Origin of the sequence: Pseudomonas sp. NPDC087346, from assembly GCF_044744235.1 — a bacterium.
Taxonomy (GTDB): Bacteria; Pseudomonadota; Gammaproteobacteria; order Pseudomonadales; family Pseudomonadaceae; genus Aquipseudomonas.
The window spans coordinates 3,416-13,935 of sequence record NZ_JBIUXX010000093.1; the positions used below are offsets into that span (position 1 = coordinate 3,416).

Annotated in this window: 8 protein-coding genes and 1 pseudogene; 2 read left to right on the forward strand and 7 right to left on the reverse strand. The window is 54.8% G+C overall.

The genetic code is table 11. The features are described 5' to 3' along the window. The 7 genes from ACIOZM_RS29585 to ACIOZM_RS29615 all read right to left on the reverse strand — a co-directional run. Positions 1-626: RNA polymerase sigma factor FliA (locus ACIOZM_RS29585; RefSeq protein WP_401220704.1), on the reverse strand; the 626-nt coding region annotated here is incomplete at its 3' end. Further along, on the reverse strand, positions 623-1,453 hold the full coding sequence (gene fleN / locus ACIOZM_RS29590) for a flagellar synthesis regulator FleN (protein ID WP_003222917.1): 831 nt from the start codon (positions 1,451-1,453) through the stop codon (positions 623-625). The genes ACIOZM_RS29585 and fleN, both read right to left, overlap by 4 nt. Before the next feature lie 116 nt (positions 1,454-1,569). Beyond that, positions 1,570-2,910: a flagellar biosynthesis protein FlhF gene (flhF, locus tag ACIOZM_RS29595; RefSeq protein WP_401220707.1), complete on the reverse strand. Its 1,341-nt coding sequence runs from the start codon at positions 2,908-2,910 to the stop codon at positions 1,570-1,572. 11 nt (positions 2,911-2,921) lie between these two features. Further along, positions 2,922-5,051 (reverse strand): flagellar biosynthesis protein FlhA, encoded by a 2,130-nt coding sequence (gene flhA / locus ACIOZM_RS29600; protein ID WP_401220710.1) that lies wholly within the window; start codon positions 5,049-5,051, stop codon positions 2,922-2,924. Between the two features lie 257 nt (positions 5,052-5,308). Further along, the gene (locus ACIOZM_RS29605) at positions 5,309-6,616 is read right to left on the reverse strand and encodes a hypothetical protein (RefSeq protein ID WP_401220713.1); all 1,308 of its coding nucleotides are present in this window, start codon (positions 6,614-6,616) and stop codon (positions 5,309-5,311) included. A gap of 40 nt (positions 6,617-6,656) precedes the next feature. After that, on the reverse strand, positions 6,657-6,971 hold the full coding sequence (locus tag ACIOZM_RS29610) for a hypothetical protein (protein WP_401220714.1): 315 nt from the start codon (positions 6,969-6,971) through the stop codon (positions 6,657-6,659). After that, positions 6,968-7,627, reverse strand: a complete 660-nt coding sequence (locus tag ACIOZM_RS29615) for a hypothetical protein (protein ID WP_401220715.1) — start codon at positions 7,625-7,627, stop codon at positions 6,968-6,970. Before ACIOZM_RS29615 ends, ACIOZM_RS29610 begins: the two co-directional genes overlap by 4 nt. A gap of 308 nt (positions 7,628-7,935) precedes the next feature. Between ACIOZM_RS29615 and ACIOZM_RS29620 the strand changes: the two genes are divergently transcribed. Beyond that, positions 7,936-9,927 carry a hypothetical protein gene (locus ACIOZM_RS29620; protein WP_401220718.1) on the forward strand — a complete coding sequence of 664 codons (1,992 nt, stop codon included), beginning with the start codon at positions 7,936-7,938 and terminating at the stop codon, positions 9,925-9,927. A gap of 396 nt (positions 9,928-10,323) precedes the next feature. Further along, a pseudogene (locus ACIOZM_RS29625) lies at positions 10,324-10,520 on the forward strand (hypothetical protein); the annotation flags it as partial.

Below are 10,520 nucleotides of genomic sequence, written 5' to 3' on the forward strand. Positions count from 1 at the left end.
AGCTCTTCGTCGTAGTACAGCGCCAACACCAGTCGCTCACGCTCCGGCAAATTGGCAATCGCGTCCGCCAGCGCTGCCTGGAAGCGTTCATCTTCCAGATCGCGTGACGGCTCTAGATGAGCACTGGCGCCATCCTCGTGCAGCCCTTCATGTTCGCCGTCCTGTAACAGGTCGTCGAAACTGAACAGCCGGCTGCCCAGCGTGTCATTCAAAATCCCGTAGTAATCGTCGAGACTCAATTGGAGTTCGGCCGCAACTTCGTGATCTTTAGCATCACGGCCGGTTTTAGCTTCAATCGAGCGAATTGCGTCGCTGACCATACGGGTATTGCGGTGAACCGAACGTGGTGCCCAGTCCCCTTTGCGTACTTCATCGAGCATGGCGCCGCGGATTCGAATGCCCGCGTACGTTTCGAAACTCGCGCCTTTGCTGGCGTCGTATTTGGTCGAGACTTCGAGCAGGCCGATCATCCCGGCCTGAATCAGGTCTTCAACCTGCACACTCGCCGGCAAACGCGCCAGCAAGTGATAGGCGATGCGTTTGACCAGTGGCGCGTAACGCTCGATCAACTCGTACTGCGCGTCACGTGCCGACTTTTTGTAGTAATTCATACCGCTTGCGGTCATAGCACGGGCCCTGCCGTTTGCTGCACGAGGCGCTCGACGAAAAACTCAAGGTGGCCGCGCGGGTTGGCGGGCAGCGGCCAGGTATCGACCTTCTGTGCGATTGCCTTGAACGCCAGCGCGCACTTGGAACGCGGAAAGGCTTCATAGACCGCACGCTGCTTCTGCACAGCCTTGCGCACGCTTTCGTCGTAAGGCACCGCGCCGACGTATTGTAAGGCGACGTCGAGGAAGCGATCCGTGACCTTGGTCAACTTGGCGAACAGGTTGCGGCCTTCTTGCGGGCTCTGCGCCATGTTGGCCAGCACGCGGAAGCGGTTCATGCCGTAATCGCGGTTCAGCAGCTTGATCAGCGCGTAGGCGTCAGTGATCGAGGTCGGCTCGTCGCAGACCACCAGCAACACTTCCTGCGCCGCGCGAACAAAACTGACTACCGAGTCACCAATACCCGCAGCGGTGTCGATCACCAGTACGTCGAGGTTGTCGCCGATGTCGCTGAACGCCTGAATCAGGCCGGCATGTTGCGCCGGGCTCAGGTGAACCATGCTCTGTGTGCCGGAAGCGGCCGGCACGATACGAATCCCGCCGGGGCCTTGCAACAATACGTCGCGCAGCTCGCAGCGGCCTTCGATGACGTCGGCCAAGGTGCGTTTCGGGGTTAGCCCCAACAGAACGTCGACGTTCGCCAGTCCCAGATCGGCGTCCAGCAGCATGACCCGACGGCCAAGCTCTGCCAGAGCCAGAGACAAGTTCACTGACACGTTAGTCTTGCCGACGCCACCTTTGCCGCCGGTCACCGCGATCACCTGTACGGGATGCATGCTGCCCATGTTATTTCTTTACCTTGTCTTGCATAGACGGAGGCCACATTACTGGCTGCGCGTTCACAAACGGAACAATGCATGGCAGACCATCGATGTAGGTACAAAAACTGTTCATGAATACCTCAGCCTACCTGCTTGGTCGGGCTGTGATAGATATCAGCGAACATGTCGGCCATGGCTTCTTCGCTGGGTTCTTCCTGCATTTGCACGCTGACAGCACGGCTGACCAGTTGATGACGGCGCGGCAGATGCAAATCATCTGGAATACGCGGGCCATCGGTCAGGTACGCAACCGGCAGTTCATGGCTGATCGCCAGGCTCAACACTTCGCCGAGACTTGCCGTTTCATCCAGTTTAGTCAGGATGCACCCGGCGAGCCCGCAACGCTTGTAACTGTGATAAGCGGCGGTTAGAACCTGTTTCTGGCTGGTGGTTGCCAAGACCAGATAATTTTTTGAACGGATGCCGCGACCAGCCAGACTTTCCAGCTGCATGCGCAGTGCCGGATCGCTGGCTTGCAGGCCGGCGGTATCGATCAGCACCACGCGTTTGCGCAGCAGCGGATCGAGCGCCTGTACCAGCGACTGGCCCGGATCAACGTGGGTTACCGATACGTTGAGGATTCGGCCCAGCGTCTTCAGTTGTTCCTGAGCACCGATGCGGAAGCTGTCCATGCTCACCAGCGCGACATTCTGCGCGCCGTACTTGAGCACATAACGCGCAGCGAGTTTGGCCAGCGTGGTGGTCTTGCCCATGCCGGCAGGGCCGACCATGGCAATCACGCCGCCCTCTTCCAGTGGCTCGACTTCCGGTACGGCGATCATCCGCGCCAGGTGCGCAAGCAACATGCGCCAGGCCTGACGAGGCTCGTCAATATCAGTGATCATCGCCAGCAGGTCACGCGACAACGGGCCGGACAGACCGATGCGTTGCAGGCGACGATACAGATTGGCCTGCGCCGGGCGGTTGCCCTGCATCTGATTCCAGGCCAGCGTACCGAGCTGGACTTCCATCAGTTCACGCAGGCTGTTGAGTTCGAAACGCATCGAGTCGAACGCACGCGGATCGACACCACCAGCGGCAGATGCCGGCGCCGGAGCTGGACGCGCTGGCGCGGCGTAAGTCGGTTCGGTCAATGGCTCGGCAGCGGTCAGCGGCAGGCCGGCCGTCAACGGCAGCCCGGCGAACAACTGGCGATTGGTATTGCCGTCGGCTTCGCCACGCATGCTCAGTTCGGCCTGGGCAGTGACGATGCGCGACTGCGTCTTGCGCAACTCGTCTTCGAGTTCCATGTTCGGAACCCGAGGGGCCAGCGCCGACAACTTGTAATCGAGCGCCGCAGTCAGCTCGACACCGCCGGCAATGCGGCGGTTGCCAATGATGGCGGCATCAGCGCCCAGCTCATCACGAACCAGCTTCATGGCCTGACGCATATCGGCGGCGAAAAAACGCTTAACTTGCATGAACCACTACCTCAGCCGTTGGGCCCTACTGTCGCAACGATCGTCACTTGCTTGTTGTCCGGTATTTCCTGATAAGCCAATACGTGCAGCCCGGGGACTGCCAGTCGACCAAAGCGCGAGAGCATCGCGCGAATCGGGCCGGCTACCAACAGGATGACCGGTTGACCTTGCATTTCCTGACGCTGCGCCGCTTCGATGAGCGAACGCTGCAGCTTCTCGGCCATGCTTGGCTCCAGCAGAACGCCCTCTTCCGAGCCTTGTCCTGCCTTCTGCAGACTATTGAGCAATATTTGTTCCAACCTTGGCTCCAAGGTGATCACAGGCAGCTCGGACTCAGTGCCTACAATGCTTTGGACGATGGCGCGAGATACGCCGACGCGTACTGCGGCCACCAATGCGGCGGTATCTTGACTCTTGCTGGCATTGTTGGCGATGGCTTCGGCAATACTGCGAATGTCGCGTACCGGCACATGTTCGGCGAGCAACGCTTGCAGGACTTTGAGCAATTGCGACAGCGAGACCACACCCGGCACCAGCTCTTCTGCCAGTTTCGGCGAGCTTTTGGCCAGCAATTGCATGAGTTGCTGCACTTCTTCGTGGCCGATCAGCTCACTGGAGTGCTTGTACAGAATCTGGTTCAAGTGGGTCGCGACCACGGTGCTGGCGTCCACTACGGTGTATCCGAGCGATTGTGCCTGTGCGCGCTGGCTGACTTCGATCCACACCGCTTCCAGACCAAAAGCCGGATCTTTGGCGGTAATGCCGTTGAGCGTGCCGTAGACCTGGCCCGGGTTGATCGCCAGCTCGCGATCCGGATAGATCTCCGCTTCGGCCAGGATCACCCCCATCAGCGTGAGGCGGTAAGCACTCGGCGCCAGGTCGAGGTTGTCACGAATGTGCACAGTCGGCATCAGGAAGCCCAGATCCTGCGAGAGCTTCTTGCGCACGCCCTTGATCCGCGCGAGCAACTGACCACCCTGATTGCGATCCACCAACGGGATCAGGCGATAGCCGACTTCGAGGCCGATCATGTCGATTGGCGTCACGTCATCCCAGCCCAGCTCTTTGGTTTCCATGGCGCGGGCCGGCGATGGCAGCAGTTCCTGCTGACGCTTGACCTCTTCCAGCGCGACAACCTTGGCAACGTTCTGCTTCTTCCAGAACAGGTAGGCGCCACCGGCAGCCAGTGCAGCCATGCTCAGGAACGAGAAGTGCGGCATGCCCGGCACCAGGCCCATGACCGCCATCAAACCGGCCGCCACCGCCAGCGCTTTCGGCGAGGCGAACATCTGGCGATTGATTTGTTTGCCCATGTCTTCCGAACCGGAAGCACGGGTCACCATGATCGCTGCCGCTGTAGATAACAACAGTGATGGCAATTGCGCCACCAAACCGTCACCGATGGTCAGCAAGGCGTAAACCCGACCGGCATCGCCGAAACTCATGTTGTGCTGGAAGATACCGACGGCCATGCCGCCGATCAGGTTGATGAACAGAATCAGCAGGCCGGCGATGGCGTCACCGCGCACGAACTTGCTGGCACCGTCCATCGAACCGTAGAACTCAGCCTCTTGGGCGACTTCCGAACGGCGCGACTTGGCCTGGTTTTGGTCGATCAGGCCAGCGTTGAGGTCGGCGTCGATCGCCATTTGTTTGCCGGGCATCGCATCGAGGGTGAAACGTGCGCTCACCTCGGAAATCCGCCCGGCACCCTTGGTCACTACGACGAAGTTGATGATCATCAGAATCGCGAAGACCACGATACCAACCACGTAGTTACCGCCGATCACCACTTCACCGAAGGCCTGGATCACCTTACCGGCAGCGGCGTGGCCGTCCTGACCGTGGAGCATTACCACTCGCGTCGAGGCCACGTTCAGCGCCAGCCGCAGCAGCGTCGCCACCAGCAGAATGGTCGGGAACACCGCAAAATCCAGCGGCCGCAAGGCGTAAACGCAGACCAGCAGGACGACAATCGACAACGCAATGTTGAAGGTGAAGAACACGTCCAGCAAGAACGGTGGCACCGGCAACATCATCATTGCCAGCATGACCAGCAGCAACAACGGCACGCCCAGATTGCCTCGACTGAGGTCGGCAATGTTCGTGCGGGCGTTGTTGATTAACTGAGAGCGATCCACCGGTTTTCCCCGTTCCTTTAAAGCAAACTTTTGACGCCTGACAGAGGCGCACGGCGGCTACTGCAAGAAACCTTCCAACTTTTGCGCAGGCAAAAAAAGATCGCAGCTTCCGACAGCTGCAACAGGGAAATGCGATCCCATGCTGGAGCTGCCGAACGCTGCGATCTTGTGTATTCAAGCAGTGCAGATTTGCGCCTCACTGATGGCGCCAATTTGCAGTTCACTGCCGATCATGGAGAAAACTCCAACCAATGGATTTAACCGTAAATCACCCAGATACCACCATCGCTCTTTTGCGTCGACAAAGCCCGGACATTATTCATTGGTATTTCAACGTTCCGAATAAACTTAAAACCCTGCGACTCATAAACCGAAATAAAACTTTGTTGAGAGTTGCAGCAGTAAACCAGCTTGCCGTCAGCACTGACCGTCAGTAATTCTGCATACACATTGAAAACCCCCTTTATTCCATTATTAACCGTATCAATGACTGTAACTCTATCTTCACCGAACACGTAAAGCTCTTCACCATTTGAACTGAGGACCATACTCCAAGGATTTTTTACCGGTAGATGCGTGACTTTATACGTGGTTGTATTGACCAGGAAAACGCCCTCTTTCTTGCCCTGCTGTCCCAGACAGCCAACATAAACTTCTTCTCTGAAGGGATTTAACACAATCGAATTAGAAACAAGGCCAACCTCGATTTTTTCTACAATTTCCTGCGATTGCGCATCGACAACAAGTAAAGAGCTTTCAACTCCCCAGGGAACCCTAGCAACAGCAAAAAGTTGTTCTCCGTCATGACTGACTACCAGACCGGAAGACATTCGCCCAATTTCGATGACTGGCTTGGAGCTTCCCTCACACAGGTCGAGGACATAAATATCAGGGAAAGACCAAGACGTCAGATATAAAGAACTTTGATTTGAGCTAAAACCTCCGAACCTCATACCACCCACATTGTAAGTTTTAATAACTTTGTGCGTCTTAGTTTCAATTTTTTTAATATCATCCCCCGAGACATATATAAATTCTTCGTCGGGACTGAACAGCGCCGGCTCATATCCACCAAAAAAGTGAAATAGGTCATCTGCGGTTTGCTGTACACCTACACAAGACTCGAGACTCACATCAATGCTCGCATAATGGCGATCATCCTCTGCAGTCACGTCGACTCCAAAGTGCGATAGCGGCATGCTTTTCACGCGCACCATAGCTTGATGCGTGCCTTGCCGCATAACCGCACCGCTTTGTTTGATCTGAATACGAAGTAAGTGAGCGCCACAAGGAAGTTGCTCCGCCGAAACTCGAAACGGGATGGCGTTGCCAGTCTCCTCAGCCTTGACGATATAAGTTGCGACCACATGGTCGTTCAAAATCAGCTGGACTTCGCTGCCCGCCTGAGCAAAGTGATTGTGCACGCCAACGATCACGCCTTCGTTCGGGTAAAACCCGCGCCGAACAGCATATTTGACCGAAGGATCATTCAACTCAATGGCCCGTTGCTTACCTGGAATTTCAACAGTGAGGGCGAACGGAGGTTTTTCTGTGAGAGTGCTCATGAGTGCATTCCTGTGCGTCAAAGGAATCCACATGGAACGCTCAAAGCTGCATGGCCACAACTGTCAAACCTGACAGGTAATGAACACCTTTCGACAGACGGTCTGTGACAACAGTAACGACACCACTAGCTTGCTCAAGCGGTTCATGGGCAATTCGCGGCAGGCCATCAAGGTCGGATGACAGCACCGCCGACGCATCGAACCTTTTGACGCCAAAAGGAGGTGCACGACCGCTACCGCGAGAAATCTTCCAACTGTTGCGCGGGCAAAAAAAGATCGCAGCCTGCTGCAGCTTTAACAGAAAGAGTTCGATCCCCTGCCAGAGCTGCCGAAGGCTGCGATCTTGTGTTTTCAAGCGGTGAGGATTTGCGCTTCGCTGATGACGCCAATTTGCAGTTCACTGCCGTTCATGTAGCGCGTGCCTTTGCGCATTAGCACTCCTGCGACGTCGACCATATCCGGTGCTGCGTATCCGAGCAATACAACGGTGGCGGGCGCTTTCGAAGAGTCATTGCTTTGGTGCCCCTCCATCACATTGAGCATCCAGTCAAACGGGATTGTCGGCAGATCCTTGATGTCGATTTCGCGCTTGTCCGTCCACCGATAATCCCGCCGTGCAGTGATCTGCAAGTCGCCATTAAGATATTGAAATGCGGGTTTGTTGTATCGATGCTGCAATTCAGCCGTAGCCCAGTCATCGAAATAATAATCAGGATTGGCGAACACTTTAAAAAGCGCCTCACTGGTATGGATGTTGCCAGCCGCATCGGAAAAATAGTCATAGGAGTGGTGATATGCAAGCCCGCGCAACTCTGGCCGAATGGCATTGAACCGGTTATTCAGATAGCCAGGAATGAACTGTTCGGTCATCACTACAAAGTTGAGAAAATCGAGCGACAGCCTGAACGCCACCGTATAACTGAGGACATTTCTTTTAGCATTTTGCTCAAGCGTGCCAGATACAAATGTCAGCCTCATGTTACTGAGCTGCCTGTAGCTTACATCGTTCATATTCATACCCCTAACATGAGCAGGAAGAGGCTTCCTCGACAGGCGCCCGCCTGCAAAAAACCTCCAAACGGTATGAAGCAACCAAAAAAAACCCACGTCTACTGTCAGAACTAACAGGTATGGAATCGTTTCAGACAAGCGGCACCGTCAGGACTTCAGCAGTCGGGGCTGCCAGTAAGGACCACTGGTCAGAATATTATCGGCACCTGTTAGTTCTGACAGTTGTGATTCTCCCAAGCTCCAATCCTAATGGGCACTCCGCATCATAAAGCGGAGGGAACCTAGAACGGGACTGCCGGGAGCTGGAAATGAGAACACTGACTGCAGCACTCTTGATGTTGAGCCTGACGAGTTGCGCACTGGGAGATCAATATGGAGCCGAAAGCTCCGCCCACGACCCGCTCGATCAACAACAACAACAACAACAACAACAACAACAACAACAACAACAACAACAACAACAACAACAACAACAACCAAGTCAGAGTCTGAACAGCCGGGCAGAAACCAAAGGCTCTATATTGGTGAGCGAACTGACTCGTCGCTATAACGACACGCGCAAGGACTGTGGAAGCGACTCACAGCCAAGTTTTAAATGCAGCGGCATCATTCTCAGAGGTACCGGGTCCGGGGCGGGATATAACACTTGGGATCCCAGCGCAACAGCTGAACGTGTAGGAGGCGTTTCCTTTACCTTTCTCAGGTCGGACTATAACGTCAAACGACTGGCCTTCAACTACAGCCACGGTTTCATATTTTACCCGGAAGTCAACTTACCCCTTGGCACCCTCAAGATAGAAGCATTGTGCCTCTTTCCGGTCGACGGTCAGTCCGACTTGCGGGCAGATCGCGGATGCGGGGCGCACAGCGGTTACCCCAAGACCAGCATGCCCTGCGAACTTCAGAGCATCCAGACAGGGGAACAATGGCTGGACCATTTCCGGCTGTCTGGCAATCGGGGTGCCTGCGGATTTGGTGTTTCGAACAGCGCAGGCAACTCGGCAGCTGCCAATTTTTATCAAGGGTTGCGAGGTGGAAACCTGGCTTCGCCTGCCGCATTCGATACGCCTAACGATCTCAAGTTTATGATTTGGGCGCAGAACATCCCGAAAAAACTTCCGATTGAAGCCTTCTTCTATTTGAAATCAAAAACAGCCGGCCTGGAACTCGCCAAAAACGACCAAAGGAAATTTTTCGAACTGACCGAAATTGTTATTCCCATCATTTCAATGACCTTGCCAAGCACACCCGAAAGCAATGCCAGATTTGAGTACTTCGAGAGTGATCAAGCGATTGCTCCCCCTACCCGAAATACACCCGCACCTGTGATAAACGGCATTACCGATTCCGAGTTAGACCTGGAAAAGATCAAGGGGGGCGCCATCATTCGCGTTGGTACCTGGCCAGACATTGCAACAAACCAAGCCGTATGGTTACGCCTGGAAGGCACAAGGACCAATGGACAACCTTATAATGCCACCCTATGGAAACCACCGAGCTCGCATACAAATTCCCGTTGGGTAAAAAATGGTTATTACACAAGAAATGTTACTTACGCAAACATGCGGGACTTAAAAGAGCTCAGCGTCCTGCGCATAATATTCAAAGCGGTCATAGGCACTAGCCAAGATGAACGCGCTGCCGCCGATTTTCCTGTTCGAAGCTACATTATCCGAACGTTACCCGCCCCAAAACTCAAAGAAGCTTATGGTGAAAAGGGTGACCACTTAAAAATGGATGATATTTACACCAGCGACTTCGTTACTCTGGAAATCCCTGAATACGCCAATATGGCTAAAGGCAATTCAGTCAGAGCACGCTGGGCTGGACGCGTCACCTATGACTTGCCCATCACCACAGTCACAACCATTGGTCCCTTGTTATTTCAAATACCCAGAAGAGAAGTGATCGACTCCATCAACAGCACAGTCGCATTGAATTACACCGTACGCCGCATCCAACCTGATGGCGCGATCGAGCGATCGAGAATTCTGAATTTGAAAGTAGACCCCCAAGTCATAGATCTGCCCGCACCGCAAATCACGGGCGATAGAACCCAGGTTACAGTCCGCTACCCAGCCTTGTTGACCGGACATTCAGTCAGGGTGCGCTTATCAGGTGTTATCAAACGCGACTCTGCCAATCAGACCGCCCAAACCGGCCAAGACCTGACCTTTCAAATCCCACCACTCTGGATAACTGAAAACAAAGGAAAAATGGTCTACATAAACTACTCGCTCACACGCAATATCAGCGGCGAAAAGCGCTTGTTCTCCAGAATATTGAGAGTTCAGCTGTAACGCTATTTACCAGCTCCACGCGTGCTCCCCCTCTTCAACCGGGAGAGTGTTTTTTTGTTTAAGGCCAATTCGACACCACCGTTGAATAGTGTTTAAAAGCATGTCCGCAAAGCCACGCATCCTTGCGCCTTTGCCTACACGTACGCCAGAATCGGCCGGCTTGTGCGCCTTGAGGGCGGGTTCTATTGTGGGTCGGTCGCTGACGAATCAGCGATCGGGTTTAGCAGCTCGGCAATTTTCAAGGCACGCGAGTCCCGCCATTACGTTATGGCGGCTTTGCGTGGGGCACTTCGGTGCGCCGGGATCCTTGAGCCTGGTCTGCTAACCCGCGTACAGCCGCCACCCTATTCGTTTAGCAGCGAAAGTTGACGGCTCCACTTCTCAAGGAGCTTTACCATGATCAAACCAACACCCAACCCGCCTGAAACCGACCCCACTTCCCCCTACGAATCCATCGACTCAAAAAAACTCCACGAAGCTGCCGACCGCGCGCTCGACCACTACCTCTGCCCCGGCAGCACTCGGCCTCCACGCAAACCCAGCACGATGTACGCCGTCGTCCCGGACATGAAAAACGAAGAACTATTGGCCAA

What these genes read in the sequence shown, in the direction of transcription:
- fleN (WP_003222917.1), bottom strand. Translation starts at nt 1,453, where the DNA reads ATGGGCAGCATGCATCCCGTACAGGTGATCGCGGTGACCGGCGGCAAA.
- flhF (WP_401220707.1), bottom strand. Translation starts at nt 2,910, where the DNA reads ATGCAAGTTAAGCGTTTTTTCGCCGCCGATATGCGTCAGGCCATGAAG.
- ACIOZM_RS29605 (WP_401220713.1), bottom strand. Translation starts at nt 6,616, where the DNA reads ATGAGCACTCTCACAGAAAAACCTCCGTTCGCCCTCACTGTTGAAATT.
- ACIOZM_RS29615 (WP_401220715.1), bottom strand. Translation starts at nt 7,627, where the DNA reads ATGAACGATGTAAGCTACAGGCAGCTCAGTAACATGAGGCTGACATTT.
- ACIOZM_RS29620 (WP_401220718.1), top strand. Translation starts at nt 7,936, where the DNA reads ATGAGAACACTGACTGCAGCACTCTTGATGTTGAGCCTGACGAGTTGC.